A 26,345-nucleotide genomic window follows, 5' to 3' on the forward strand; every position below is an offset into this window, starting at 1 on the left:
GATCCCTTGCAATTTAACCGTTGATTTTACACATCTTATATTTTCAATGTGGTACGATAATATGAAGCAGGTTCAATGAGGAAAGGGGCGGGATCGATGGATCCTTTTGAACAGTATTATATCCAGATCGAGGGCAGAGAGGACGCAACTCATACGCTCGTGTTTGCTCACGGCTTCGGCTGTGATCAGCAGGTATGGAATCTTGTCAGCCCGGCGTTCGAGGACGAGTACCTTATCGTGCGTTTTGATTATACAGGGGCAGGCCGTTCGGCAAAGTCTGCATACAGCTCGGAAAAATACCGGACCCTTGACGGTTACGCAGAGGATTTAAAAGCGGTGATCCATGCCGCGGGTGGTGAACGGATCACCGTTGTGGCGCATTCCGTCAGCGGCATGATCGCCGCCCAGGCGATCATCGATGAACCGGGTCTGTTTGATGATTTGATCATGATCGGTCCGTCCGCGCATTACCTGAATCATCCGGACTATCACGGTGGTTTTGACCGCGAAGATATTGATGGGCTGCTTCATATGATGGAACAGAATTATAAAGAATGGGCCCGTTACCTGGCACCGATCGTGATGAAGAATGAAGACCGTCCGGAACTCGCCGAGGATTTCTCCAATCAGCTTTGCAGTAATGACGCCGCAATTATCCGCGAATTTGCGGAAGCGACGTTTCTTTCGGATCACCGGGACATTCTCGAAGCGGTCAACGTGCCGGTTCTGGTCATTCAGCCTGCCGATGACACGATCGTGCCGGTGGAGGCGACGACCTATCTCGTAAGGGAACTGCCTGATGCCCGGATTGTCTGGATGAACGGTCGCGGTCATAACCCGCACCTCAGTCATCCGGAAGAACTGATCCCTCTGATAGAAGAATGGACAGGGCGAGACGGGGTGCGTGAATGAATGAACAGCTGAACCGGGCCCCGTGCGGCTATTTCGTTATGAATGATGCCTTTCGCATGATCGAGGCGAATGAGTCGTTTGCGTCGCTCGTCAAGCGGGAGCATTTCGAGTTGCTGGACCTGAATTTCCAACAGCTCTTGACGGTAGCCTCACGGGTGTATTTTCAGACGTATTTTGAGCCGATCATGAACATTCAGGGGAAAGTAAGGGAACTTTATCTGACGCTGAAGGTGGACGGCAAATCGCTGCCGGTTCTGATGAGTGCCAACGCTTATGGAAATACATATGAGTGCGTCGTGATGGAGATGTCAGTTCGCAGTGAGTACGAAACGGAGATGATTACAGCACGAAAAAATGCTGAAAAGGTCCTTCAGGATACCGACGAGGCCTACACGTCACTCCTGGGTGTGATGAACGAGCATGAACAGCGCAAACAGGAACTCATCAGGCTGAATGCCGAGCTGAATGAACTGGCGATTACCGATAATTTGACTCACTTGAAAAACAGGCGCTTCTTCGAAGACCGTCTCTCATATCTGCTCGATCTCTATGAAAAGGAAGGGGTGCCCTTCTCTATCTGTTTGATTGATGTGGATGAGTTTAAAAGATTTAATGATACATTTGGCCATCTTGCTGGTGATTTCGTCCTGAAGGAGCTTGCCAAGATCATGGAGAGCCATATCAGGAATGACGATCTCGTCAGCCGGTTTGGCGGAGAGGAGTTTATCATTCTTTTGCCTTCTGTCGGTGTGGACGTCGCTATTGACGTCATCGAGCGGCTGAGGATGGCCGTGGAGGATCATGATTGGATCGACCGGCAGGTGACAATCAGCTGTGGGCTCACGGAATGCATAATCGGTGATGATCACGAAAGCATCCTCAGGAGGGTTGATGACGCCCTTTACCGGTCAAAAGAAAACGGACGAAACCGCGTGACGTTGCATAGGGATGATGAACAGCCCTAAAGCAGCTTTTGTCCAATCAAAAACATCCCCTCTTGACACGTAAAGGTGTCTTGGAGAGGATGTTTTTTTCGCGTTGATTATTTGTAAACCTTTTCCTTCATCCGCATGAGCCTGAGGCTGTTGGCGGTGACGAGGAGCGTCGCACCCATGTCGGCGATGATGGCAATCCAGAGGGTGAGCCAGCCAGGGATGACCAGTAAGAGCGCAAGAGCTTTCAGGCCGAGGGCAAAGGTGATGTTCTGTTTAATGATTGAGAGAGCTTTTTGACTCAGCCGGATCGTAAAGGGAAGCTTGTTTAAGTCATCGGCCATAAGTGCGATATCCGCCGTTTCAAGAGCGGTGTCGGTCCCGGCTCCGCCCATGGCGACGCCGAGATTGGAGGCGGCGAGAGCGGGAGCATCGTTGACGCCGTCACCGACCATGGCAACATGACCGTGAGAATGACGGAGGTTGCGGATCCGGTCGAGTTTGTCTTCCGGCATCAGTCCGGCATATACCCGGGTGACCCCGGTATCATGGGCAATGGCGTTGGCTGTCCGCTCGTTGTCGCCGGTGAGCATGACGGTCTCAATCGCCATCCGGTTCAAGTCTTTGATGACGGACTTGGCTGTTTCCCGCACTTCGTCAGCGACGGCGATGAGGGCGATCAGTGCAGTGGAATGACCGACAGCCATGACGGTTTTGCCGGATGCTTCGAGTGAGGCGATTGTTTCCTGTATGCGTTCATCATGCAAGAGTCCGCGATCCTGAAAGACGCGGGGACTGCCGGTGAGAATGGTTTCACCGTTTACACTCGCTTCCACACCCAGACTGGTCAACGAACGGAATCCGCTCATAACGTAGGCGGAACGGTCGAATCCGGACGCTTCCGCAGCGCGTATGATGGCGGTGGCAAGGGGATGCTTGGAACCGTCTTCCACTGCTGCGGCGAGATGAAGGGCTTCTTCTTTTCCGTAAGCAAACGGGATGACATCGGTGACAACAGGTGTGCCTTTAGTCAGCGTGCCCGTCTTGTCAAAGGCCATGGCCTTCAGCCCGCCTGCTTCTTCAAGGTGAATCCCCCCTTTGATCAGGACCCCGTTTCTTGCGGCGTTCCCGATCGCGGTCACGACGGCGACAGGGGTTGAAATGACAAGTGCACACGGACAGCCGACGACAAGCGTCGCGAGTCCGAGGTAAATCCACGTCTCCCAAGGAGCACCTGTTACGAGTGGCGGGACCGTCATCACGAGAGCGGCGAGTACGATAATCGCCGGCGTGTAGTAGTAGGCAAAGCGGTCGACAAACTGTTGGGAGGGCGCCTGTTCATTTTGTGCCTCTTCGACGAGATGAATGATCTTTGCGAGAGTCGTGTCTTCAACGAGGCGGGTGACTTCGATCTCTAAGAGGCCCTCTTCATTCAGGGTGCCGGCGAAGACGTCGTCTCCGCTGTCTTTCATGACCGGCACACTTTCCCCGGTTATGGCTGCCTGATTGATTGAAGAGGTGCCGGAAACGACGCGGCCGTCCATGGCCAGCTTTTCACCGGGTTTGACGATCATGATGTCGCCGACCTGGATGTCCTCCACCAAAAGCATGCGTTCTTCACCGTTGCGGCGGATTAAGGCCTCGTTCGGTGCGATATCCATGAGTGAAGCGATGGACTGACGTGCTTTGTCCATGGAATAGCGTTCAAGCGCTTCACTGATGGCAAACAGAATCACGACGATGGCGCCTTCCATCCATTCCCCGATGATGGCGGCACCGGTCACGGCGATGGTCATGAGCGTATTCATGTCAAAGTTCAGGCGGATCAGGTTGCGGAAGCCTTTGTTAAACAGGGAATAGCCGCCGGTGATGACCGTTGCCAGGTAGGCGATGCCTGTTACCGGATGGGATTCACCGTATTGGACCGTGGCAGCAAGAGCCACAAGCAGGAGGAGTGTGGCAACATACACTTTCCTGGTCGTCGGCAGTTTCCAAAAGGATACCTGCTTCGATGAAGAGGCACGTTCAGGGCGCAGCTTCAATCCTTCAAAGGCACCGGCCTTTTCGAGCTCTTTAATGGTTGTATGACCGGAGACGGTGATTTTCGCCGCTCCGAAATTCAAATTTGCATCTTCAACGCCATCCAGGCGCTTCACGTTCGATTCGAACGTTTTGGCACAGTCCGCTCAGGAGAGGCCGTCGATGCGGTACGTTGCTGTTGAATCAGCGACTGACTGTTGGTCGTCAAGTTTACGTTCGCCCATGGTCAATCCTTCCTTTCTTCTGCATGTTCGAGTGTTGTCATCATAAGCTGGCGGATGTGGTTGTCATCAAGGGCGTACATGGCGAGCTTCCCCTTTTTTTCGTAGGTGACCACGCCCTCTTTATACAGTGTCCTCAAATGATGGGAAGTCGTCGCGACGCTCGCGTCAATTATGGTGGCGATATCGCAGACGCAGAGGGTGTCGTTCTCACAGAGTGCATAGGTGATGGCTGTCCGGTTCCGGTCGCCGAGGACTTTGAAGATCCTGGCGGCGCCGTCGAGATCCCGGTTCTGAATCATGGCGCTGGTTGATTCGACCCGCTCGCTGTCATAGGTAAAAATGTCGCATGTGTCCGTTGTTTTCACGGGAATCACCACCTTCATTCAAATCATCGTTTGATTGAATCATAGCACGAGGGATATGATTATTCAAGTGATGATTTGAATAAAGTCGAGTCGCCAATGGTCAGGAACAGGCCGTGAGCGAACGGCAGAAATCGTAAAGAGAGTCGAAGGGATATAACAAAACACGCCATCCCGATAAGGATGGCGTGTTTTATTGTTCCTGCAATAATAGCTGTGCATCAGCGGAGGATATGAATGGCTTTTGGAGGAATGGAAACGGTGAGCGTGTCGCCTGCTTTTAATCCTCGGCTCTCCTGTGCACTCAACCGCCAGTGAACGCCGCCGATGTTGACGATGAGCATTGCCTGTCTCACGCCGGGGATTGTCCGGATGAGCTCGCCCTGATAATGGTGAGGACCTCCGGAATCTTCCTCCTGACTTGCGAGCCGGATATCGTGGGCGTGCACGGCCATGCCGTGGACTGTATCGCTGTCGCTGGAAGGCGGAAGAGGGAACCGTGCATTGCCGATTTGAATGTGTTCCTCTTTTACGGTCAGGGGAGCAGGGGCAGAGAAGATGTTCTCCGTTCCGATAATTTCGGCTGCCGGAATGGATGAAGGGGATCGTAATACTTCATCCCTTGGACCCTGCTGGAGGACCCGCCCTTCATGGAAGAGCATGCCGTCTTCTCCGAGGCGGTAGGCTTCTTCGATGTTATGGGTGACAAGGAGGGCGATCCCGTTGTAATGTTCACCAAGAAGCCTCAGCATATCCTCTTCGAGCTGCCGTTTAATATGTTCGTCCAAGGCGGAGAAGGGCTCATCGAGAAGAAGGAGCTTTGGTTCCGTGATCATGGAGCGGGCGAGAGCGACGCGCTGTTTTTGCCCGCCGGAAAGCTGACTCGGGTAACGCTGCCCGAAGCCTTTCAGTTTGATAAGATCAAGCCAGTTAGCAACCTTTTCACGGATCTCGGTCTTCGGAAGGCCTTTCAGGCCGTACGCGATGTTTTCGGCCACGGTCAGGTGGGGAAAGAGGGCATAGCTTTGAAAGACATAGCCGGTCTTGCGGTCCCGCGGTTTTACGTGGATACGCCGCTCACTGTCAAACCACGTCTGCCCGTCCATCCTGATCGAACCGTTATCGGGTTTTAAGATGCCGGCGAGGGCCTGAAGAGTCAGGCTTTTGCCGCAGCCCGATGGTCCGAGTATCCCGGTGAGGCCGGGCTTTGCCTGAAAGGCTATGTCGAGTGTGAAGTCCGGGTATGATTTTTGAATGGCTACGTCAAGCATGGGCATCATCCTTGAATAACCCGCTTTTCCAAGCGGTTAATGGTGTAGAGAATCGTCACGGCTACGATGGTCATAATCGCGACGAGCGTGTTCGCCATCACCCGGTCTCCGGCAAGAAGGGCATCGTAAATGGCGATGGGCATGGTCATCGTCTCGTTGGGGATGCTTCCGGCAACCATCAGTGTGGCGCCGAAATCCCCCAGGGCTCGGGCGAATGTCATCGAGATTCCTGCGACGATGCCCCGCCAGGCGAGAGGGATGGTGACTGTCAGAAAGATATTCAGCTTCGATCGGCCGAGAATCTCTGCGGAGTGGAGGATATCATCTTCGACAGACGAGAAGGCTGTCTTCGCTGACTTAATCATAAACGGAATTGAGACGACGAGTGCTGCGATAACGGCTCCGGTTGGTGTGAAGACAATCGTAATCCCAAACGAATCCTCGAGAAAACGTCCGATGCTGCTGTTTCGTCCAAGCAAGACCAGCAGATAGTAGCCGAGGACGGTCGGCGGAAGGACGATTGGCAACGTAATGAGTGTATCAAGAAGAGTACTGAAGCGGTTTTGAGATTTGTGCAGGAAATAGGCGATGGGGATGCCGATGAGAATCGCCAAAACAGTGGCAGTAAGAGCTACTCGCAGCGATAAAAAAAGTGGAAACAAAGATATATCTATCATAGTAATTACTCCTCAGGGACGTAAAATCCAAAATGTTCCATTGTTTCTTTTCCTTCTCCATGAATGATGTAATCAATAAATGCTTGTCCGGCATCCTGATGTTCGGAATAACTGACCACGCCAATGACCTGCTCGATCGGTTCGTGGAGATCTTCATCGAGAAGGATGAAATGAAAATTGTCCTCGTTTGCCCTGCCGAGAGAATAGGCGATGATGCCAACTTCGGCATTACCTGTTTCGATTTGAACAAAGGCATCGGTAATATTTCGGCCGTAAATGAGCTTGTCCTCAACTTCATCTAACATGCCGCTAGTAATGAGCGCATCCTCCGCGGCCATCCCGTATGGTGCGTGTGCTGGATTAGCAATTGAAATTCGATTGATATCGGGTGAGGTCAGATCATAGAGATCATCTGCGATGCCTTCATCTGTTGCTTGCATCATCAGCCCGATTCTGCCAAACGCATAAGGTGTGGTCGATTCTTCTATAATATCACCCGATTCAACGAGGCGTTCTATAAACGAAACATTGGCGGAAGCGAAAACATCAAATGGTGCACCGTTCTCAATTTGATCAGCCAGTTGACCGGTAGATCCGAACGAAAAGCTTAGAGAAATTCCATGGTCAGCTTCAAAGTTTTCTGCGAGTTCCCGAAAAGCCGGGCCTAAATCTGATGCGGCAGCTACGGATAGTGTATGTTTTTCTATGTCATTGTCATTTCCGCATGCTGCGACAAGCATACTTCCGAATGCGAGAATAATAAAGGCCCCTTTATTGCTCATATTCATGATTATTTCCCCTTTCCAAAATAAAAAGACGCAGAAATATCTGCGTCTCAACATGACTGCTTGAAACGCCTCCTTTACGAGAAACAAGGAAGGTCCACGCGTTTCCGCGTAAACCCCGTGACCGGCTGGAAGTTCCAGCCGGTCAGGTCTGTGAACCATAGCCAAAAAGCGACAGGTGTCACAGACTCGGAGACACAGTTCCATTATAAAGGAAGGCAGCGGGAAAGGACAAAGAAAGTTTTGTGAAGATCAGGTTTATTCCAGTGTTGGCCAATCATCCTCCCACGACAGTTCCCGGATCTGAAACCGGATCACGCCATCTGCGTCAGCATCATAGTAGTGGTGAATGAGGTAGTCTGTTCCGTCTTCTGAGTATACATCTTGTCCCCCGGGTCCGATTTGATTTCCTTCTTCTTCAAGGAGAATTGTACCACCGCCCTGGACTAAAGGTTCACCCTCTTGATCAAAATAGGGGCCTTCCGGTTTATCGGACCGTCCGACGGCTATTTTATAAGTACTGTCGAGGCCACTGCAACATTGGTCCCATGAGGTAAACAGATAAAAATAACCGTTTCGCTCAATGATTGACGGAGCTTCTACAGGATTATGTGGAACTCCAGGTCTGGACTGCAGCAACTGGGGATTCATCGCGCTATTGATTTGTGTGGGAGATTCCATCTCTATGATGTGAATGCCGGAGAAATGAGATCCGAATGTAAGCCATAATTGTCCTTCGTACTCGAACACATGGGGATCAATTGCATTAAAGCTGGTACCAGCTCCGGATTCAATGAGAATTCCATGATCTTCCCAAGACGCAGGATCCAAAGGAGATGATGATGAAGCGACACCTATGGCAGATCTGTTAGAGCCGAAAGAGGATACGGAAAAGTATAAGAAGCACCGTTCATCTTGTTTGATCGCCATGGGAGCCCAAAGATGATTGGGTTCGAAAGGATCGATCCATTCAGGAACAGGTATTTCGCCAATGGATTCCCATGGCCCTCCGAGGTTGTCGGCAGATTTCCTCATGAAAATACCGCCGGGGTCGGAGGGGTCTCTTTCAATCCCTGTTGAGAAAAGCACATATTCATCTTCTGACTTTAATACAGCGGGGTCGTGAACAGGATCATCGACCCCTTCCTCTGGATTATAATCTCCAATGTCGCCGCTCATCTCTATCCCGCCAGCGACATCACCCCCTGGTGTATCTGTGGTGCAGGCAGCAAGCAGCCATGTTGCTGAGAGGAGCGCTACTGTAAATCCCCTGAAACTTAATTGATAAATCCCCATGTCCATCTCTCCTTTGTCGTAAATTGTCGAAATAATCGAAACAGGTTGAAAACATCATCGATACAGGTTAAAATAAAATTGCAAACACATACGTACAAGTTATATTGTAAGCGCTTAATAAATGTAAATCAACCATATGAATGGTGCGACTGCTCAATTTGATCTGTTTGTTTGCGCTTAGGGTCTTGCGGTTATCCTGCTATAGGCGGTTTTCAGCAAGAGGGTAAATGTCTCGGAATAATTACAGAAGCCAGGTACGAGGCGGATTATTCGCGAAAAAAAGGGGAGTCTCCTTAGGGTTCCTCCAGTTGGGAGCTTAGAGGTTATTGATTTTATTCATATAAAAAGAGTGCATTATTAAAATATACGTACGTGTCATCTTGGTATTATAGGTATGTTAAACCTTGATTTCTATGAATTTTGATTATATTTACTGTGTTTTATATAAATCTATTGATTATAAACTGTCCGTGTACTATAATTTGTTTAAGTTATACGTATATGTAAGATAAAATGTAAGCGGTTAAGTTAATTAATAATGAGGGGGGATCGGTTAACTATTGATCTGGAAGTATGTCTGATTTAATCAGTAGATCATTTTCAATTAATCAAGGAGGGCTAAATGATGAAAAAAGCAATGTGGTTGTTAGGGGCTTCTGCACTCGTTCTTGCAGGTTGCGGCGGTAATGGAAACGACGATGGTGGTAATGATGCTGCTGCTAATGACGGAAACAACAATGCTGCAACAGAAGGCGATGGTGGTGAACTCGAGGAGCAGGTAGTCATTGGTGATGATGTGGAGGGTGCTACAGAGTTGACATTCTGGAACTTCCAGGAATTGCACACGCGGCTGTTTGAAGATGCAGTTGAGCGGTGGAATGAAGAGTTTCCTGATCGGGCGATCCAGTTAACGGCTGAAACTTATCCGTATGACCAGATGCATAATAATCTGTTGCTCTCCCTTCAGTCGGGCAGTGGTGCACCTGATATTGCAGATATCGAATTGAACCAATATCCAAACTTCATGCGAGGAGAGCCTCAGCTTGAAATCATGAATGACATAGTCGAACTGGAACTTGAGAACTTTGTAGCATCCCGCTTTGAGATTTATGGAAAAGACGGGAATTACTACGGCATTCCTTATCACGTAGGTGCAACGGTCATGTATTACAACGAGGAAATCATGAACGAAGCTGGTGTTGATATTGATTCGATCGTAACGTGGGATGACTATATCGAGGCCGGGAAGCAGGTTGTTGAAAATACAGATGCAGTGATGACAACCGTTGAATCGGATGAAACATGGTCATTCTATCCGCTGATCAGTCAGCGTGAATCTGATTATTTTGACGAGAATGGCGAACTGATTCTGGATAACGAGATTAATGTGGATACCCTGCAGTTCCTTCATGACCTTGTATATGAGCATGAGATCGCTCAGTTGACTCCAGGTGGATTCCATCATGCTGAAGAATATTACGGTTTTATGAATGACGGGGGCGCTGCGTCACTGGTTATGCCAATGTGGTATATGGGACGTTTCACGGACTATATGGAAGACCTCTCAGGTAAGATGCAAATTCGACCGCTTCCTCTTTGGGAAGAAGGCGGAAACCGTACAGCTGGAATGGGTGGTACCGGGACCGTTGTGACGAACCAGACGGAGCATGCAGAACTTGCGAAAGATTTCCTGGCCTATGCGAAGATGTCACCGGAAAGCAGCATTAAACTCTGGGAAATTCTCGGGTTTGATCCACCACGTCACGATGTTTGGGACAGTGAAGAAATTCGCGAACCGAATCATTTCTATGAATATTTCCATGATGATATCTTTGACATTCTTCTTTCACTTCGTGATGAAGTAAATGATCTGAATATTACTGAATACAATCCGGATGTTACGCAGGAGCTTGAGTCCAGTGTGTTCCACTCTGTGTTACGTGAGCAGTCGCAATCTCCTCAGGATGCACTTGAACAGGCTGCGGAAGCTGTCAGAAGCAGAATGATTGATTAATTAATCAGCAATCCCGAATGCCCAGGGAGTTCCCCCTTTACTCGCTGGGCATTTGCTTTTCAAATAATAAGCGGATTGTCAGTTATTTTTCTGCTAGGGAAGGAGAAAATGTAAAATGGCATCAGTCGATCAAAACCAGCAGAAACAAACAAATGGTTTTTTTAAGTTTTTGTATTCCAAAAAAGCGGCCCCTTATATCTTTGTTTCACCGTTTATTATTTCGTTTTTACTCCTGTTTCTTTATCCGATGATCAGTGCAGTAAACATGAGTTTTCAGCGTGTGTTGCCAGGTCAAATCGATTACATCGGTCTTCACAATTATTCAAGGGTGTTTAATCCAACCTTCTATACAGCGTTGCAAAATACTACGATTTATGTTGTGTGGACCGTTATTCTTTTAACCTTTATACCGTTGATTTTTGCGGTGTTTTTAAACCACCGACTTATGAAATTCACCAATTTTTTCAGAGCGGCAATTTTTATTCCTGCACTGACTTCGGTTATTGTGGCAGGTACGATTTTCCGGATGATCTTTGGTGATTCTGACTCTGCGTTTGCCAACCAGGTGCTTCAATTGATCGGGTTGGATACGGTGGAATGGAGATATGGTGCCGGGTCGGGGATGTTCCTGATGGTAGCCCTCGCATCCTGGCGTTGGATGGGTGTTAACATCCTGTATTATTTGGCTGCACTTCAAAATGTAAACTATGATTTGTACGAAGCGGCGGACATTGATGGCGCCGGTGTTTGGCAGAAATTTCGCCACGTCACATTTCCTGCAATCAAACCTGTAGTGATTTTTCTCTCCACGATTACGATGATCAACGGTTTCAGAATGTTTGAAGAGAGCTTTGTTTTTTGGGAAACAAGCTCACCGGGGAATATCGGTCTAACGGTCGTCGGCTATATCTATGTGGAAGGGATTCAGAGGAATGATATGGGATTTGGAGCTGCGGTAGGTGTCGTGCTTTTGATCATAATTCTAGTCGTCAGCATCATTCAGTTGATTTTAACCGGTGCTTTCAAAAAGGATGATTAATGATGAAACAAAAAAACAGAAACGACAAACTGATTTCAATTTCACTGTTCGTATTCTTTACGATCGTGGCGATCGTGGCTTTGTTCCCGGTGGCGTCACTCGTCGTAGCCGCATTCAGCCCGGCTTCCGACTTAATGCGTTTTGGATTGACGGCTGAACTGTTCTTTTCCGCTTGGGATTTCACGAACATGAATGCCATTTTCAGTGGAGAAGGCGGGAACTATTGGCAATGGTATCTGAACAGCCTGATCATTTCGGGTGGTTTGATTATCGTTTCATTGTTCTTCTCATCCATGGTCGGGTATGCCCTGGCTCTCTATGAGTTTAAAGGTCAGCGTTTCGTATTCGTACTCGTGCTTCTCATTGTCATGATTCCTTTTGAGATTCTGATGCTGCCATTGTTCAGACTTATGACGTCTTTACAGTTGGTTGACACGTATATTGCAGTCATGTTGCCCTTAATCGTTGCGCCGATTGCAGTTTTCTTTTTCAGGCAGTATGCAATTGGGCTTCCGAAAGAATTAATGGAATCGGCACGGGTGGACGGCTGTACCGAATACGGGATCTTTTTCAAGATCATGGCCCCTTTAATGCTGCCGTCTTTTGCGGCGATGGCGATCTTGCAGGGCCTGACAAGCTGGAATAACTTTCTCTGGCCACTGCTTGTTTTACGATCTAACGATATGTTTACGTTGCCGGTGGGGCTCGCAACGCTTTTGACTCCATATGGGAATAACTATGAAGTCCTGTTTTCCGGAGCTGTACTCAGTATTATCCCGATTATCATACTGTTCTTGTTTTTCCAGAAATTCTTTATTGCCGGTCTGACTTCAGGTGGTGTAAAAGGCTGATTTTTGAACATATGGAAACGGGGTGAAAAAGATGACTGTGAAACTCGATGCATTTTTTCGGTTAATTACGCGATTCTCGTTGTTGAATGTAAATTGGATTGCAGGCATCGTTGCAGGTTTGTTAGTTCTCGGTCTTTTCCCAGCCACGGTAGCGACGTTCATCATTACCAGGCGCTGGATTCGGGAAGGTGAGTCTTTTTCGGTTACGAAAGCCTATTGGCAAGCCTACAAACAGGTTTTCGTGAAAGCGAACTTGTTTGGCATTGGGCTGAGTGCAATTGGACTCTTATTGTATGTCAATTACAGGGTGATTCAGACAGGGGGGATCGAGATTCCTCTCGTCGTCACCGTCAGTTTCATCACCATCGTATTTCTGTATTTGCTGTTTGCTGCGGCGGTTATACCGGTGAGTATTCATTTTACAGGCACACCACTTAAACTGATTCAAAAGACAATCTGGTTCATCTTTGCCAAACCCCATCTTGCGGTGCTTCTTGTGCTTCTTATGTGGGGGATCGCACACGTTTCCCTGCTCGTGCCGGCCGCCATTCTTTTCTTTACAGGGAGTGTCGGTGCGTACACCGTTATGTGGATTTTCCTTTCTTCATTGGATAAAATCAGCGGAATTGAAGAAGTACAAAGTGAAACTGATCAACCCGAAACTCTATCCCTATCAAACAGGAGGATTTTGACATGACAAAAGCTAAAATGATTGTTGATAAGTCGTACAAGATTGCAGATATTGATGAACGGATATACGGTTCATTCATTGAACATTTGGGCCGTGCTGTTTATGGCGGTATATTTGAGCCGGATCATCCGGACGCAGATGAAGACGGATTTCGAAAAGATGTCCTTGAATTGGTTAAGGAACTGCAAGTGCCGATTGTCCGCTATCCGGGTGGTAATATGGTGTCTGCCTATAATTGGGAAGACGGGATTGGGCCGAGAGAAGATCGTCCAAAGAGACTCGAGCTTGCTTGGCGTGTGATCGAAACAAACGCATTTGGAACCAATGAGTTTGCGGATTGGGCGAAAAAAGCCAATTCAGAAGTCATGATGGCAATCAATCTTGGAACCCGTGGGATTGATGCAGCGAGAAACTTCATTGAATATACCAATCATCCGGGTGGCACGTATTGGAGTGACCTCCGGCGAAAACACGGCTATGAAGAGCCGCATAAAATCAAAACCTGGTGCCTTGGAAATGAAATGGATGGTCCGTGGCAGGTTGGGCAGAAAACGGCCTATGAATACGGCAGGCTGGCCAGCGAAGCGGGAAAAGCGATGCGTCTTGTGGATCCGGATATTGAGCTGGTGTCATGCGGGAGTTCACACACACAAATGCCGACATTCCCGGACTGGGAGGCGGAGACCCTGACGCACACATACGATGTGGCTGATTACGTCTCTCTTCATCAGTATTTCGGTAACCGGGATAACGATTCGCAAAATTATCTTGCAAATGGGATGGAGCTGGAACATTTTATTTCAACGGTCATCTCCGTTGCGGATTATATCAAAGCGAAAAAACGCAGTAAAAAGACGTTGATGCTGAGCTTTGATGAGTGGAATGTCTGGTATCACTCGAACGATGCAGACAAAGAAATTGAGCCTTGGACCGTTGCGCTACCGCAGTTGGAGGACCATTACAATTTTGAAGATGCCCTTTTGGTGGGGAGTATTCTGATCACATTTTTAAAGCACGCGGATCGGGTGAAAATGGCTTGCATGGCGCAGTTGGTGAACGTCATTGCTCCAATTATGACAGATAATCTCGGTGCGTCCTGGAAACAGACGATTTTCTATCCGTATATGCATGCTTCAGTTTTTGGCCGCGGGGTATCGCTCAAGCCGGTAGTCAATTCACCGAAATTTGATACGAAGGATTTCACAGACGTGGACTATCTGGATACGGCCGTTGTCTTTAACGAAGAGAATGAAGAACTGACGGTCTTTGCATTAAACCGTCATATTAAAGAAGATCTTGTTATGGAAGCGCAGCTCGGTGATTTTGAAGGGTATCGGATTCAGGAACATATTGTCCTTGAACATGATGATCTAAAAGCAGTGAATACAGCGACGAATCATCCGGTAAAGCCCTACAGAAATGGGGATGCTGTTTATAAAGACGGTGTAATTGAAACGAAGCTGAAAAAAGCTTCATGGAACGTAATTCGTCTGAAGCTCATCAATGAATGATTCGAAAGACAGTAAGGAGTGAATGCAGGATGACACAATCTTATGACTATAAAAATCCGGTCATTGAACAGCGCGCCGATCCGTGGATGTATAAACATACTGACGGCTATTACTACTTTACTGCTTCGGTGCCGGAGTACGATCGCATTGAAGTGAGGCGGGCCAAAACGATCGAAGGATTAAAGGGCGCGACGCCCGCAGTTGTCTGGCGAAAATATGACGAGGGCCCGTTGAGTGCAAATATCTGGGCCCCGGAAATTCATTATATCGATGGCGCCTGGTACATTTATTTTGCGGCAGCGAGAACAACCGAAACGGACAACGGTCTGTTTGATCACCGGATGTACGCACTCGCATGTCAAAGCAATAATCCGGTTGAGGGAACTTGGGAAGAAAAAGGACAGGTCAAGTCGAAGTGGGAATCGTTCTGTCTGGATGCAACGGTATTTGAACATAAGGGCGATCACTATTATGTGTGGGCCCAAAAAGATCCGGATATTGAGGGTAATTCCAATATGTATATTGACAAAATGGTCAATCCTTGGACGTTGAAAGGTGATCAGGTGATGATTTCCCAACCTGAGTATGAATGGGAGAAGGTCGGCTTTTATGTCAATGAGGGAGCCGCGGTTATAAAAAGGAACGGGAAGATTTTCATGACCTTCTCTGGAAGTGCGACGGATCACAATTATCGTATGGGTCTCCTCTATGCGGATGAAGAATCCGATCTTCTTAACCCTTCGTCTTGGCATAAACTCGATAAGCCGGTCTTCGCTACCAGTGAAGAAAATGGCCAGTATGGACCGGGACATAACAGTTTCACGACGAGTGAAGACGGGGAAAAGGATCTGCTGGTCTATCATGCTCGAAATTATAAAGAAATTGACGGAGATCCTCTTTATGATCCGAATCGCCATACGAGAGTACAGGCTTTTGAGTGGGATGAGAATGGGTTCCCTGTATTTGAAAAACCTGTGCCGGATGCGGACTGATTGATCAGGTTCAATACCGGTGGAGAAATCAAGATAAAGAGGTGTTTACTAATGACCCTTTCAAAACTGAAACAAGAGGTATGTGAAGCGAATAAAGCACTGCCGAAACATGGCCTGGTCACCTTCACCTGGGGGAATGTCAGTGGAATTGACCGAGAACAGGGACTCGTTGTCATTAAGCCGAGCGGTGTTGCGTATGAGGATTTGACGCCAGAATCGATGGTGGTCGTGAACCTTGACGGGGAGGTTGTCGAAGGTGAGCTGAAGCAGTCGTCGGACACGCCAACCCACGTCTGCCTTTATAACCACTTTGAATCGATCGGCGGCATCGTGCACACCCATTCACCGAATGCGACCAGCTGGGCGCAGGCAGGGAAAGAACTGATTGCGCTTGGCACGACACAGGCTGATTACTTTTACGGGGATGTTCCTTGTACGAGAGCGATGACGAATGAGGAGATCGAAACAGCTTATGAACGAGAAACGGGCCTTGTGATTGTGGAGACGTTTACGAAACGCAACCTCGATCCGGTCGCAATGCCGGGTGTGCTTGTGCACAGTCACGCGCCTTTTGCCTGGGGCACGTCTCCTGAGGATGCGGTTCACAATGCCGTGGTCCTTGAAGAGTGTGCCAAGATGGCGATGCAGAGCCTGCAGTTGAATGCCGGAGCACCCCGCATGAACCAGGCGCTTCTCGACAAGCACTATTTGAGGAAGCACGGGAAGAATGCGTATTACGGACAGTGAAGAGCGTTGAATGGAGGGAACGGCAATGACAAAGTATGCAATAGGGATTGATTACGGCACACAGTCAGGGCGGGCTGTCCTCGTTTCACTGGCGGATGGCACGGAAGTGGCGGATCACGTGACGGACTATCCACACGGCGTGATGGATGAAACACTGCCTGATCCAACGGTCAAGCTCGGTTATGAATGGGCCTTGCAGCATCCGAAAGATTATCTGGCTGTGATTGAACAGTCGGTGCCTGCGGTGATGAAGGCGTCGGGAATTGATCCGGCGGATGTCGTCGGGATCGGCATTGATTTCACGGCGTGTACGATGCTGCCGGTAAACGAAGAAGGGACGCCTCTGTGCCTCATGGATCAGTGGAAACAGAATCCGCACAGCTGGGTGAAGCTCTGGAAGCACCATGCCTCACAGCCACATGCAAACCGGATTAACGAAGTGGCAGATAAACGGGGAGAAGCCTTTTTGCCTCGTTACGGCGGGAAACTCTCATCCGAATGGATGCTTGCGAAATCGTATCAGATTCTCGAAGAGGCCCCGGAGATTTATGAAGAGGCCGACCGGTTCGTCGAAGCGACGGACTGGGTGATTTGGCAGCTGAGTGGCGCATTTCTCCGCAACAGCTGTACGGCCGGCTATAAATCGGCCTGGCATAAAAAAGACGGCTATCCGTCTGAGGGCTTCTTTGAGGCCGTCGATCCGGGACTGAAGGATCTGGCTTCCACGAAGCTGAAAGGGGACGTGGTTCCTCTCGGTACGAAGGCAGGCGGCTTGACGAAAGAAATGGCTGCGATCACCGGACTTCCGGAAGGTCTGGCAATTGCCGTCGGGAATGTCGATGCCCATGCAGCGGTTCCGGCCGTCGGGGTCGTGGACGATGGCAAAATGGTGATGGCGATGGGAACGTCGATCTGTCACATGGTCCTCGGGAAAGAGGAAGTGCAAGTGGAAGGCATGGCGGGCGTCGTGGAAGACGGGATTATCCCGGGCTACTTCGGGTACGAAGCGGGTCAGTCGGCGGTGGGAGACATTTTCGGCTGGTTTACGGACCGCTCAGTCCCGGGCTACGTGGAAGAAGAAGCGAAGCGGCAAGGGATGAATGTCCATCAGTATCTCGAGAAAAAAGCGTCCGCTTATCAGCCCGGGGAGACAGGACTCCTTGCCCTCGACTGGTGGAACGGCAACCGCTCTGTGCTCGTTGATACGGAACTCGGGGGTATGATGCTCGGCATGACGCTTCAGACGAAACCTGAAGAAATGTACCGGGCGCTGTTGGAAGCGACGGCCTTTGGGACACGGATTATTATCGATGCGTTCCATGAAAACGGCGTCCCGGTAGATGAACTGTATGCATGCGGCGGCCTGCCGCAGAAAAATCCGCTCCTCATGCAGATCTATGCAGATGTGACAAACCGGACGATCAAAGTGGCGGATTCCACGCAGACGCCGGCTCTTGGAGCGGCCATGTTCGCAGCGGTGGCCGCAGGCAAAGAAGCAGGCGGCTTTGATACGATTCTCGATGCGGCAGGGAAGATGGGCCGTGTCAAAGAGGAACAGTATGATCCGAACCCGGAGGCTGTCGTTGTCTATGACAAGCTGTACCAGGAATACAAACGCCTCCATGACTATTTCGGAAGAGGCGGCAATGATGTGATGAAGAGATTGAAAGCCTGGCGGACATAAATCATCCGTCTCATGACAGAACTGGAGGTATGATTGATGATAAACAGACCGTATTCATTTTGGTTTCTGACCGGGAGTCAGCACCTGTATGGGCCGGAGACCCTGGATCAGGTGGCGGCACAGTCAGAAGAAATAATCGATGGATTAAATGAGGCGGGATTACCATTTCCGATTGAAGCGAAACAGGTGTTAACCAACTCGGATGACATCAGGGACGTGATCATTGCAGCAAACGCCGATCCGTCTTGCGCAGGTGTCATTACCTGGATGCATACGTTTTCCCCTTCGAAAATCTGGATCAGAGGCCTGCAGTTATTGCAAAAGCCGATGCTTCATCTGAATACCCAGCATAACCGGGATATCCCGTGGGATCAGATTGACATGGATTTCATGAACCTCAACCAGTCTGCACACGGCGACCGGGAGTTCGGTTCCGTTGTGACCCGCCTGGGCATTGACCGCAAAGTCGTTGTCGGGCATTGGCAACACCCGGATGTGCAGGCGGATATCTCGTCCTGGATGGTCACGGCGATGGGGCACCAGGAGAGTTATCACGTGAAAGTGGCGCGCTTCGGGGATAACATGCGCAGGGTTGCGGTTACTGACGGCGACAAAGTCGAAGCGCAGAACGTGTTCGGCTGGACAGTGGACGGCTTCGGTGTAGGTGATCTGGTTGCATACATCGACAAGGTGACGGATGAAGAAACAGAATCGCTCTTCGATGAGTATGATAAACTGTACCGCATCAGTGATGAGATCAAACAGACGCCGGCGTTGAAGCAGTCGGTTCTCGAACAGGCGAGAATCGAGCTTGGCATGAAGGCATTCCTTGATACAGAAGGCTATAACGCCTTCACGACAACCTTCGAAGACCTGCACGGGATGAAGCAGTTGCCTGGTCTCGCGGCACAGCGGCTCATGGCGCAGGGATACGGTTTCGCCGGCGAAGGGGACTGGAAAACAGCTGCGCTCCTCAGGTTGATGAAAGTGATGGCCGGGCATGAACAGACGACCTTTATGGAAGATTATACGTATCACTTTGAACCGGATAACGAAATGGTACTCGGCTCCCACATGCTTGAGGTTTGTCCGACCGTTGCCGAAGACAAGCCTGAAATCAAGGTGCATCCCCTTGGCATCGGCGGCAAGGACGATCCGGCAAGGCTCGTCTTTAACGGGCAGGGTGGCAAGGGCGTCAACGTGTCGCTTGTGGATATCGGAACCAGGTTCCGACTGATCATCAGTGAAGTGGAGGCACAGGTCCCGGACAAAGAAACACCGGAACTGCCGGTGGCGAAGCTCCTTTGGAAACCGGAACCGTCGCTGTCGACGGCGACGGCGGCCTGGGTGCATGCGGGCGGCGCGCATCATACCGTTTTGACCTTTTCACTCACGGTGGATCAGATGCTCGACTGGGCAGAGATGCACGGGATTGAGGCGGCTGTCATTAACGGCGAAACGGATATCCACCAGTTCAAAAAAGAGTTGAAGTGGAACGAACTTGTATGGAAATAAGCTGAATGAAACTGTGACAGCTTTGTAACAGTTCATTAAATCCTTGTAAAATCAATCATTTACTGTTCTATAGGCCTGTGAAGCTGTGCTATACTATTTGTACGGACAAATCGCAACAAAATCGATTTTTCCCGAATATACGCAAATGAGGTGCCCCTATGGAGCCTAAATATAATCAGGTGAAAAACAGTATACGTTCAAAAATTTTGCAGGGATATTTTAAGCCGCATGAAAAAATCGGCTCTGAAAGCGAACTGATGCAGTCGTATGAGGTGAGTCGTCATACGGTGCGAAAAGCCATTGATGATCTCGTCAATGAAGGATGGATCTATAAGAAGCAGGGGGCCGGTACATTCTGTGCCGAGCGCTCTGTTTCATCAGATGCCGTGTCCAATGGCACGAAGAACATCGCGGTCATTACGACGTACTTCTCGGACTATATATTTCCGACGATTATCCGCGGGATCGAGGGATATCTGAGTGCGAACGGGTATCAGATGACGGTATTCAGTACGAACAATGATCCGGATCTCGAGCGGAAATATCTGGAGACGGTGCTGTCCGGTCAGTTTGACGGTTTGATTATTGAACCGACGAAAAGCGCGCTCCCGAATCCGAACATCAACTATTATTTAAACATCGAGCGCCTCGGTATTCCGTACGTGATGATCAACGCCTACTACGAAGAGCTCGAACCGGTGCATCTGATCATGAATGATGCAGAAGGCGGCAGGATTGCGACGAGGCAGGTCATTGACGAAGGACACAAGCAGATTCTCGGTTTCTTTAAGAATGATGATATTCAGGGGATCAAGCGGATGAAAGGGTTTATTAAGGCCCACCGGGAAAGCGGTCTGCAGATTACACCGCAAAATATCGTGACCTATACAACGGAAACGAGGAAGAAGGATCCGGTGGAGAGGCTGAAGGAGAAAATGAAGGTCCGTCACGAGCGGCCGACAGCCATCGTCTGTTATAACGATCAGCTTGCCGTGATACTGCTCGACGTCCTGAGAGATTTAAATCTGTCCATCCCGGGCGATGTTTCCGTCATCGGATTTGATGATTCGTTCCTTTCTGTGGCATCAGAAGTGAAATTGACCACGGTAAAGCACCCGAAAGAGCGGATGGGTGTGGACGCGGCAAAACTGATCGATCAGCTGATCAGGGAAAAAGAAGATCCGACGGTGTCCAAAAAAGCCAGTTCAATTGTATATGAACCGGAACTGGTTGTACGGAACTCCACGAAGGATCTGAAAATAAAAGAGGTGAACTGAGAATGAGTCTGGATGTAACCGACTGGTATAACCGGTCATCATCAGGCTGCTCCTGCGGTCATACGCATTACGGGCTGACCGTTGACACCTTTTCCATCAGGAACGGGGCCTTATATGAGCTTCGTTCTTATTTATTGGATAAGGGGTGGAGAGATGTGCATCTTGTCTCAGATGCACAGACGAATGAGGCGGCAGGAGAAAAGCTTGTAAGGTATTTGTCAGAAGAAATAAATGTGGAACGAACGACAGTGTTGCCGGATCGAAACGGGGATGTGATTGCCGATGAACAGGCGATCATGCAAGTCATCACCGAAGCCTCCCGTGAAGCGGATGTTTTCATCGCAGTTGGTGCAGGAACGGTTCATGATATTACCCGCTTTGCCTCTCACACCGTCGGGAAGCCGTTTATCGCGGTTCCAACGGCTCCGTCAGTGGACGGCTTTAACTCGATGGGAGCCCCCATCGTACTCAGAAAGAAAAAGATCACGTATCAGACACAGGCCCCGGTGGCTCTCTTCGCGGATCTCGATGTCCTGCGGGAGGCGCCCCGTGCCATGACGGCAGCGGGATTTGCCGATATTCTCGGGAAGTATACGTCCCTCACTGACTGGTCATTCGGAGCGGTTATGGCAGGTGAGCCCTACTGCCCGGCTGCGGCCAGGATGACACAGGAGGCCCTCGATCAGGCCGTGTCCGCAAAAGACGAGATTCGTATGGGTACGTCTTTCGGGATGGAACAGTTATTCGAAGCGCTGTTAAAGTCGGGCATGGCCATGTCTCTATTCGGCAGGTCCCATCCGGCTTCTGGCGGTGAGCACCACCTGTCCCATTACTGGGAGATGGCCTTTCTTGAAGAAGGGCGCAAACAGCTCCTGCACGGAGAGAAAGTCGGTGTGGCTACGGGCCTGATTGCGGATCTGTACCACGGGGAAGTCCTGGAGAAAGTATTCAGGGATCCGGCTCTTGATGCAGGACAGAGAAAGGGAATTGAGGCCCTGATCGGTCAGCTGCCGACGGGTGAGGAGATCCGGATGATGCTGAAGGCTGCAGGCGGTAAAACGAGCCTGGCAGAACTGAATATTGAACCGGCGCTTTATGAAAAAAGTAAAGCGCACGCACATACGCTGCGTGATCGCAAGACGATGCTTCACTACCTGAACACGGTCTGAATGATCCTGTCATGCAGAAAAGATAACTTCCATGATCAAATATATAATTTATTAAAGCAGTTACACACTCCTCTAGTGACATGAAAGCCCCCTTGATGTCAGACAATGTCTGGATCAAGGGGGCTTTCTGTGTCCGTGTATCAGCGAATCTTGATGGCATGACCTTCAAAATCGGTCACATGTCCAATGACGGCTGCTTTGAACGTATCCTGCGCCCGGTTATAGGCTTCAACATACGCATCGGCTTCATCTGCCGGCAGGCTGACGAGCAGGCCGCCGCTCGTAATGGAGTCTGAGAGAATGAGCTGATCCGCAAGTTCAATATGCGGGGCATGTTCCACATGCTCAAGCAAATAGTCGCGGTTTTCACGTCCGCCGCCAGGAATGACTTTGTTTCTGGCGTGGGATAAGGTGCCGTTGATGACTGGCACGTCTTTGTAGGAAATATGCAGGGTGACATTGCTGCCGCTTGCCATTTCAAAGCCGTGACCGGTGAGACCGAATCCGGTGACATCCGTGACAGCGTGAGGATGAAAGTCAGCGAGTGTTTCGGCTGCGGTCTTGTTGAGCGTCGCCATCGCGGTCATGACGTCTTTTTGTTCCTGTTCACTTGCCTTGCCGAATTTAATGGCTGTCGTAATGATGCCTGCTCCGAGAGGTTTTGTCAGGACGAGCTTGTCACCGGTTTTCGCACCGACGTTCTTGAAGATCGCGTCGGGATGAACGGTTCCGGTTACGCTCAGGCCGTATTTTGGTTCCTGATCATCAATGGAATGGCCCCCGGCGAGAACGGCCCCTGATTCCTGGATTTTGTCCGCCCCGCCCCTGAGAATCTCAGCAAGGGTTTCCGGCGGCATCTTTTTGATCGGATATCCGACAATGTTCAGGGCCGTGACCGGTTTACCGCCCATCGCATAAATGTCACTCAGTGCATTTGCCGCTGCGATCTGGCCAAACATATACGGGTCGTCACAAATTGGCGTGAAATAATCGATGGACTGCACAATGGCGAGATCGTCCGTCAGTTTAAACACACCGCCATCATCGCTCGTATCAAGACCGACAAGCAGGTTTTCGTTTTTAGTTCCTTCAGGTAAATGACGCAAGACTTGCGTCAGGTCGGCTGGGCCGATTTTGCAGCCTCAACCGGCTTTCTTTGTTGTTTGAGTGAGGGGTTTATTTCCCCCGGACAGAATATTCTTTAACATCGGTCAGATGCACCTCCATATCAGGATATACAAATCAGTTGACAGTGCCGTTATAGTCGGAGATACCGCCTTCCACAACGATGACTCTGTCATGGTCGAAGCCTGCGTCAATCAGTGCTTCGGCCACTTCTTTACTTCGGTTCTGGGTGTTGCAAAGGATGACGACATCTTCCTCTTCGTTCAGTAAAGACGGATTATCCATCACGAGCGCCATGGGCATATTCTCAAAGCCCGGAATGGATTCCTCGTCAAACTCGTCCGTTTCCCGGACGTCGATGTATTGGACGTCGTCTTCAAGTCCTTGTTCAGTCTGTGCTTCGAGATCTGTGGCCGTCATCGTATTGAGACCGTCAAGATCAGCCGTGCCTCCGCATGCACCAAGCAGAAAAAGGCCGGACAAAACGATCAGTAATTGTTTCATGGTATTCCTCCTTGTTATCGATACATAACCATTATACACGATTCATCTGGAAAGTGCATCCACTTCACACAAAGGTCACATCTGACGGGTGGCGGATTGGATCATAGCCTGGATTAAGGCGTCCGTGTGCGGATGCTGGCTGTTGGCGTGACGCACCGCGTAGAAGGATCGGTCGGTCGGGAGTTCGCAAAGAATCTTTACATGTTGGGTCATCACCGTATCGAGGGCAAATGACGACACGGCGGTGATCCCGATGCCGGATGCCGCAAGAGCGAGAGCTCCGGCGGTATTCGGGACAACGGCAATGACGGGCAGATCATCGAAAGATCCTCCAAAATCGGTGATGGCTTTTTTTGTCGCACGGAGCGTACCGGAACCCTCTCTGTAGGAAATAAAGCGCTCATTCATCAGATCATCAGCGGAATGGATCGCTGATTTCTCCGGAGTGCCAACCAGGACGAGCTGATCCTGGGCGATTTCCGTCGATACAAGGCGGTTATCATCGGGCTTGGACCCGGTAAAGGCAAGGTCAAGCTCGAAATGACGCAACTGTTCGATCATCTTCGCGGAGGAGTCGAGCGTGATGCAGAGATCCGTTGGATACGCCGAATCCTCAAGGAGGGAAAGTGCCTGTGGAAGAAGATAGGTGCCGGGAATGGAGCTTGCCCCGACGTGAAGACTTCCCTGTTCACCGGCGTGGCTCAAAGCGGCTTTGTTATAGATGACCTCCCAGTCCTGAAGCAGTTTTTGTCCCTCGTTAAACAAAATGGCGCCTGACGTCGTCAGGGTCATCGTTTCCCTGTTAAGAAGCGGAAAGCCGGCTTCTTTCTCCAGTGCTTTGATCTGCTTCGTGATCGCAGGTTGGGAGATCTTGAGCTTTTGGGCAGTTTGGGAGAAGCTTCGTTCTTCTGCAAGAACAATGAAGGTGTGCAGTCGGTTCAGGTTCATAACAACCTCCTTATAAATGAATGGAATGGATTTATAACTATATGTTATACTATGTGCGAAAAGGTGAGAACCGTTACATAATCAGGGCATCTGCCGGTGTTAATCCGGTTATGTTGTCTATTTTACAACAGAAAGGTTGATGAATGTGAAGCGATCGTTGTTTATTTTAAGTGGACTGTTCCTGCTTGGCGCTTGTGGGAATGAACAGGAGGAACCGTTCGAAGTCGCCGTCATTCCGTCACAGTCCATCGGGGAAATGCAGGAAGGGCTTGATCTGCTTGAGGCAGAGCTTGAAGCAGCGCTTGGGAGAGTTGTCAAAGTGGAGCACTATCCGAACTATAATGCGGTGGTGGAGGCCATCAATCACAGTCATATCGATCTCGCTTATGTGGGGCCTGTGACGTACCTCATCGCCAGAAATCAGAGTGGGGCTGAGGCAGTTCTGACTCAATCCATCAATGGATCGCCTTATTATCATTCCTATATCAAAGCGCATGTGGACGCTCCGTGGGATACTCTCGATGAGCTGTTGGCAGATGTGGGTGACGTGTCATTTGCTTTTGGCAGTCATTCCTCGACGTCAGGTTTTACGGTACCGGGGTATGAGTTGATGAATCAGGGGGTGTACCGTGATGAGAATGACCATGACTTTATAGACGTCCGCTTTACCGGTTCGCATGACATTACAGCCCAGGCCCTCCTCAGTCAGGACGTGGATGCAGGAGCCATTGACAGTGCGATTTATCACGCACTCGTCGAAGAGGGGTCTGTGGATGACAGCCGGCTGAAGACGATTTGGGAATCGGAGCCGCTTTATCAATATCCGTGGATCGTCCCTTCTGATAAGGATGAAGACGAGATCGAAGCCATTCAGGAAGCGTTTCTTGCGATCGAAGAGCCGGAGATTTTACGGATTTTCGGAGGTGCAGATGCCTTTGTCCTGGCAGATGTGGCCAATTATGAAGGGATCGAGGATGCGGCCCGGGCCGTGGGGCTTCTTGATGATGAGGAGTAAACCGTGATGGTCTGGTTCAAAAGGAGACACCTGGTTTATGTGGTACTGTTGGCCGTTCTGACGGTGATCAGTATGCAGGTGACCAATGTCGAGATCACGAGGCTCGTCGATCTCATCTACATCGGTGACTTTATTCGTGAGCGCTTCTTGCCCGTTCGCTGGGAACTGTGGCCGGTTCTCCTTCAGGCAAGCGGAGTCACGCTGGCGATGGCCTTTCTCGGCACACTCGTTGCACTCTTTGTCGCATTGCCCGTCAGTTTTCTTGTCGCGAGGCCGACGAGCAGTTATTGGGTGCGTACACCTTTGAAGCTGGTGCTCAATTTTCTGAGGAGTGTGCCTGAAATCGTGTTTGGCCTGATTCTCGTCGTGATCCTTGGACTGGGAACGTTTCCGGCCGTGATTGCCATCGTGCTTCATAATATCGGTGTCCTCGGGAAATTGATCGCCGAACTGATCGAAGCATCAGACCGGGGTCCGCAGGAAGCGATGCGGGCCGTTGGTGCAGGGTGGCATTCGGGAAATGTCCTGGCGATCCTGCCGCAGATCTGGCCGAATGTCCTGTCTCAGTATTTTTACCGGTTTGAAGTGGCGATCCGGACGTCGCTCATCTTAGGCTTTATCGGCGGCGGGGGGGCTGGGCCAGCAGCTGTTCAATCATTTTAACAGCATGAACTACCAGGCAGTGGCCCTTGATATTCTGTTTATCATGGGGCTTGTGATGATTGTGGATCTGTTTGGATCCTTCGTCCGGAACCGGATGATAT

General features: G+C 49.9%; 24 protein-coding genes and 1 riboswitch. Of the genes, 15 read left to right on the forward strand and 9 right to left on the reverse strand.

Annotated elements, in window-relative coordinates; translation table 11 throughout:
* Nucleotides 1-96 precede the first annotated feature (96 nt).
* Both BSEL_RS01745 and BSEL_RS01750 read left to right on the forward strand, forming a co-directional pair.
* Nucleotides 97-912 carry an alpha/beta fold hydrolase gene (locus BSEL_RS01745; protein WP_013171296.1) on the forward strand — a complete coding sequence of 272 codons (816 nt, stop codon included), beginning with the start codon at nt 97-99 and terminating at the stop codon, nt 910-912.
* Entirely contained in the window at nt 909-1,877 is a 969-nt protein-coding gene (locus BSEL_RS01750) for a GGDEF domain-containing protein (protein ID WP_013171297.1), read from the forward strand. The genes BSEL_RS01745 and BSEL_RS01750 overlap by 4 nt, the downstream gene beginning before the upstream one ends.
* Nucleotides 1,878-1,954: 77 nt before the next feature.
* Here the strand turns inward: BSEL_RS01750 and BSEL_RS01755 are convergent, their stop codons facing one another.
* The 6 genes from BSEL_RS01755 to BSEL_RS01780 form a co-directional block, all read right to left on the reverse strand.
* A complete protein-coding gene (locus tag BSEL_RS01755; protein WP_013171298.1) occupies nt 1,955-4,108 on the reverse strand; it encodes a heavy metal translocating P-type ATPase in 2,154 nt (717 codons plus the stop codon).
* A 2-nt stretch (nt 4,109-4,110) separates the two neighbouring features.
* Entirely contained in the window at nt 4,111-4,473 is a 363-nt protein-coding gene (locus tag BSEL_RS01760; RefSeq protein ID WP_013171299.1) for an ArsR/SmtB family transcription factor, read from the reverse strand.
* Between the two features lie 218 nt (nt 4,474-4,691).
* Nucleotides 4,692-5,741 carry a sulfate/molybdate ABC transporter ATP-binding protein gene (locus tag BSEL_RS17340; protein ID WP_013171300.1) on the reverse strand — a complete coding sequence of 350 codons (1,050 nt, stop codon included), beginning with the start codon at nt 5,739-5,741 and terminating at the stop codon, nt 4,692-4,694.
* Nucleotides 5,742-5,746: 5 nt separating this feature from the next.
* Nucleotides 5,747-6,418, reverse strand: coding sequence for a molybdate ABC transporter permease subunit (modB, locus tag BSEL_RS01770; RefSeq protein ID WP_013171301.1), 672 nt, complete (start codon nt 6,416-6,418; stop codon nt 5,747-5,749).
* Nucleotides 6,419-6,423: 5 nt separating this feature from the next.
* Entirely contained in the window at nt 6,424-7,206 is a 783-nt protein-coding gene (gene modA, locus BSEL_RS01775) for a molybdate ABC transporter substrate-binding protein (protein WP_013171302.1), read from the reverse strand.
* Between the two features lie 53 nt (nt 7,207-7,259).
* Nucleotides 7,260-7,410, reverse strand: a riboswitch (molybdenum cofactor riboswitch).
* A gap of 51 nt (nt 7,411-7,461) precedes the next feature.
* Nucleotides 7,462-8,499 (reverse strand): arabinan endo-1,5-alpha-L-arabinosidase, encoded by a 1,038-nt coding sequence (locus tag BSEL_RS01780; protein ID WP_013171303.1) that lies wholly within the window; start codon nt 8,497-8,499, stop codon nt 7,462-7,464.
* Nucleotides 8,500-9,121: 622 nt separating this feature from the next.
* On the opposite strand from BSEL_RS01780, the gene BSEL_RS01785 reads away from it, so the two are divergent.
* From BSEL_RS01785 to BSEL_RS01835, 11 genes are all read left to right on the forward strand, one after another.
* Nucleotides 9,122-10,513 (forward strand): ABC transporter substrate-binding protein, encoded by a 1,392-nt coding sequence (locus BSEL_RS01785; RefSeq protein ID WP_013171304.1) that lies wholly within the window; start codon nt 9,122-9,124, stop codon nt 10,511-10,513.
* A 115-nt stretch (nt 10,514-10,628) separates the two neighbouring features.
* Entirely contained in the window at nt 10,629-11,552 is a 924-nt protein-coding gene (locus BSEL_RS01790) for a carbohydrate ABC transporter permease (protein ID WP_013171305.1), read from the forward strand.
* Nucleotides 11,552-12,403: a carbohydrate ABC transporter permease gene (locus BSEL_RS01795; RefSeq protein WP_013171306.1), complete on the forward strand. Its 852-nt coding sequence runs from the start codon at nt 11,552-11,554 to the stop codon at nt 12,401-12,403. The genes BSEL_RS01790 and BSEL_RS01795 overlap by 1 nt, the downstream gene beginning before the upstream one ends.
* 31 nt (nt 12,404-12,434) lie before the next feature.
* Nucleotides 12,435-13,100 (forward strand): YesL family protein, encoded by a 666-nt coding sequence (locus tag BSEL_RS01800; protein WP_013171307.1) that lies wholly within the window; start codon nt 12,435-12,437, stop codon nt 13,098-13,100.
* The gene (gene arfA, locus BSEL_RS01805) at nt 13,097-14,605 is read left to right on the forward strand and encodes an arabinosylfuranosidase ArfA (protein ID WP_013171308.1); all 1,509 of its coding nucleotides are present in this window, start codon (nt 13,097-13,099) and stop codon (nt 14,603-14,605) included. The genes BSEL_RS01800 and arfA overlap by 4 nt, the downstream gene beginning before the upstream one ends.
* Nucleotides 14,606-14,634: 29 nt before the next feature.
* Nucleotides 14,635-15,597, forward strand: coding sequence for a glycoside hydrolase family 43 protein (locus BSEL_RS01810; protein ID WP_013171309.1), 963 nt, complete (start codon nt 14,635-14,637; stop codon nt 15,595-15,597).
* 51 nt (nt 15,598-15,648) lie between these two features.
* Entirely contained in the window at nt 15,649-16,344 is a 696-nt protein-coding gene (locus BSEL_RS01815) for an L-ribulose-5-phosphate 4-epimerase (RefSeq protein WP_013171310.1), read from the forward strand.
* A gap of 25 nt (nt 16,345-16,369) precedes the next feature.
* The gene (locus BSEL_RS01820) at nt 16,370-18,028 is read left to right on the forward strand and encodes a ribulokinase (protein ID WP_013171311.1); all 1,659 of its coding nucleotides are present in this window, start codon (nt 16,370-16,372) and stop codon (nt 18,026-18,028) included.
* A gap of 36 nt (nt 18,029-18,064) precedes the next feature.
* Nucleotides 18,065-19,543: an L-arabinose isomerase gene (gene araA / locus BSEL_RS01825; RefSeq protein WP_013171312.1), complete on the forward strand. Its 1,479-nt coding sequence runs from the start codon at nt 18,065-18,067 to the stop codon at nt 19,541-19,543.
* Nucleotides 19,544-19,701: 158 nt separating this feature from the next.
* Complete coding sequence (locus tag BSEL_RS01830; RefSeq protein WP_013171313.1) at nt 19,702-20,820, forward strand: GntR family transcriptional regulator; 1,119 nt, start codon at nt 19,702-19,704, stop codon at nt 20,818-20,820.
* A 2-nt stretch (nt 20,821-20,822) separates the two neighbouring features.
* Nucleotides 20,823-21,989: a sn-glycerol-1-phosphate dehydrogenase gene (locus tag BSEL_RS01835; protein WP_013171314.1), complete on the forward strand. Its 1,167-nt coding sequence runs from the start codon at nt 20,823-20,825 to the stop codon at nt 21,987-21,989.
* 140 nt (nt 21,990-22,129) lie between these two features.
* Here the strand turns inward: BSEL_RS01835 and selD are convergent, their stop codons facing one another.
* The 3 genes from selD to BSEL_RS01850 all read right to left on the reverse strand — a co-directional run bounded on the left by selD (nt 22,130) and on the right by BSEL_RS01850 (nt 24,566).
* Nucleotides 22,130-23,197, reverse strand: a complete 1,068-nt coding sequence (gene selD / locus BSEL_RS01840; RefSeq protein WP_083769480.1) for a selenide, water dikinase SelD — start codon at nt 23,195-23,197, stop codon at nt 22,130-22,132.
* 34 nt (nt 23,198-23,231) lie between these two features.
* The gene (locus BSEL_RS01845; RefSeq protein WP_013171316.1) at nt 23,232-23,618 is read right to left on the reverse strand and encodes a rhodanese-like domain-containing protein; all 387 of its coding nucleotides are present in this window, start codon (nt 23,616-23,618) and stop codon (nt 23,232-23,234) included.
* A gap of 75 nt (nt 23,619-23,693) precedes the next feature.
* On the reverse strand, nt 23,694-24,566 hold the full coding sequence (locus BSEL_RS01850) for a LysR family transcriptional regulator (protein WP_013171317.1): 873 nt from the start codon (nt 24,564-24,566) through the stop codon (nt 23,694-23,696).
* Nucleotides 24,567-24,705: 139 nt separating this feature from the next.
* On the opposite strand from BSEL_RS01850, the gene phnD reads away from it, so the two are divergent.
* Both phnD and BSEL_RS01860 read left to right on the forward strand, forming a co-directional pair.
* Complete coding sequence (gene phnD / locus BSEL_RS01855) at nt 24,706-25,581, forward strand: phosphate/phosphite/phosphonate ABC transporter substrate-binding protein (RefSeq protein ID WP_013171318.1); 876 nt, start codon at nt 24,706-24,708, stop codon at nt 25,579-25,581.
* Between the two features lie 6 nt (nt 25,582-25,587).
* On the forward strand, nt 25,588-26,244 hold the full coding sequence (locus BSEL_RS01860) for a PhnE/PtxC family ABC transporter permease (RefSeq protein ID WP_013171319.1): 657 nt from the start codon (nt 25,588-25,590) through the stop codon (nt 26,242-26,244).
* Nucleotides 26,245-26,345: the final 101 nt, after the last annotated feature.

Origin of the sequence: [Bacillus] selenitireducens MLS10, assembly GCF_000093085.1 — a bacterium.
In the GTDB taxonomy this organism is placed as follows: domain Bacteria; phylum Bacillota; class Bacilli; order Bacillales; family Salisediminibacteriaceae; genus Salisediminibacterium; species Salisediminibacterium selenitireducens.

Bases quoted from the DNA above. Each gene is read 5' to 3' on its own strand.
- BSEL_RS01745 (WP_013171296.1), top strand. From the start codon at position 97: ATGGATCCTTTTGAACAGTATTATATCCAGATCGAGGGCAGAGAGGAC.
- BSEL_RS01750 (WP_013171297.1), top strand. From the start codon at position 909: ATGAATGAACAGCTGAACCGGGCCCCGTGCGGCTATTTCGTTATGAAT.
- BSEL_RS17340 (WP_013171300.1), bottom strand. From the start codon at position 5,741: ATGCTTGACGTAGCCATTCAAAAATCATACCCGGACTTCACACTCGAC.
- modB (WP_013171301.1), bottom strand. From the start codon at position 6,418: ATGATAGATATATCTTTGTTTCCACTTTTTTTATCGCTGCGAGTAGCT.
- modA (WP_013171302.1), bottom strand. From the start codon at position 7,206: ATGAATATGAGCAATAAAGGGGCCTTTATTATTCTCGCATTCGGAAGT.
- BSEL_RS01780 (WP_013171303.1), bottom strand. From the start codon at position 8,499: ATGGGGATTTATCAATTAAGTTTCAGGGGATTTACAGTAGCGCTCCTC.
- BSEL_RS01785 (WP_013171304.1), top strand. From the start codon at position 9,122: ATGATGAAAAAAGCAATGTGGTTGTTAGGGGCTTCTGCACTCGTTCTT.
- BSEL_RS01790 (WP_013171305.1), top strand. From the start codon at position 10,629: ATGGCATCAGTCGATCAAAACCAGCAGAAACAAACAAATGGTTTTTTT.
- BSEL_RS01795 (WP_013171306.1), top strand. From the start codon at position 11,552: ATGATGAAACAAAAAAACAGAAACGACAAACTGATTTCAATTTCACTG.
- BSEL_RS01800 (WP_013171307.1), top strand. From the start codon at position 12,435: ATGACTGTGAAACTCGATGCATTTTTTCGGTTAATTACGCGATTCTCG.
- arfA (WP_013171308.1), top strand. From the start codon at position 13,097: ATGACAAAAGCTAAAATGATTGTTGATAAGTCGTACAAGATTGCAGAT.
- BSEL_RS01810 (WP_013171309.1), top strand. From the start codon at position 14,635: ATGACACAATCTTATGACTATAAAAATCCGGTCATTGAACAGCGCGCC.
- BSEL_RS01815 (WP_013171310.1), top strand. From the start codon at position 15,649: ATGACCCTTTCAAAACTGAAACAAGAGGTATGTGAAGCGAATAAAGCA.
- BSEL_RS01820 (WP_013171311.1), top strand. From the start codon at position 16,370: ATGACAAAGTATGCAATAGGGATTGATTACGGCACACAGTCAGGGCGG.
- araA (WP_013171312.1), top strand. From the start codon at position 18,065: ATGATAAACAGACCGTATTCATTTTGGTTTCTGACCGGGAGTCAGCAC.
- BSEL_RS01830 (WP_013171313.1), top strand. From the start codon at position 19,702: ATGGAGCCTAAATATAATCAGGTGAAAAACAGTATACGTTCAAAAATT.
- BSEL_RS01835 (WP_013171314.1), top strand. From the start codon at position 20,823: ATGAGTCTGGATGTAACCGACTGGTATAACCGGTCATCATCAGGCTGC.
- BSEL_RS01845 (WP_013171316.1), bottom strand. From the start codon at position 23,618: ATGAAACAATTACTGATCGTTTTGTCCGGCCTTTTTCTGCTTGGTGCA.
- BSEL_RS01850 (WP_013171317.1), bottom strand. From the start codon at position 24,566: ATGAACCTGAACCGACTGCACACCTTCATTGTTCTTGCAGAAGAACGA.
- phnD (WP_013171318.1), top strand. From the start codon at position 24,706: ATGAATGTGAAGCGATCGTTGTTTATTTTAAGTGGACTGTTCCTGCTT.
- BSEL_RS01860 (WP_013171319.1), top strand. From the start codon at position 25,588: ATGGTCTGGTTCAAAAGGAGACACCTGGTTTATGTGGTACTGTTGGCC.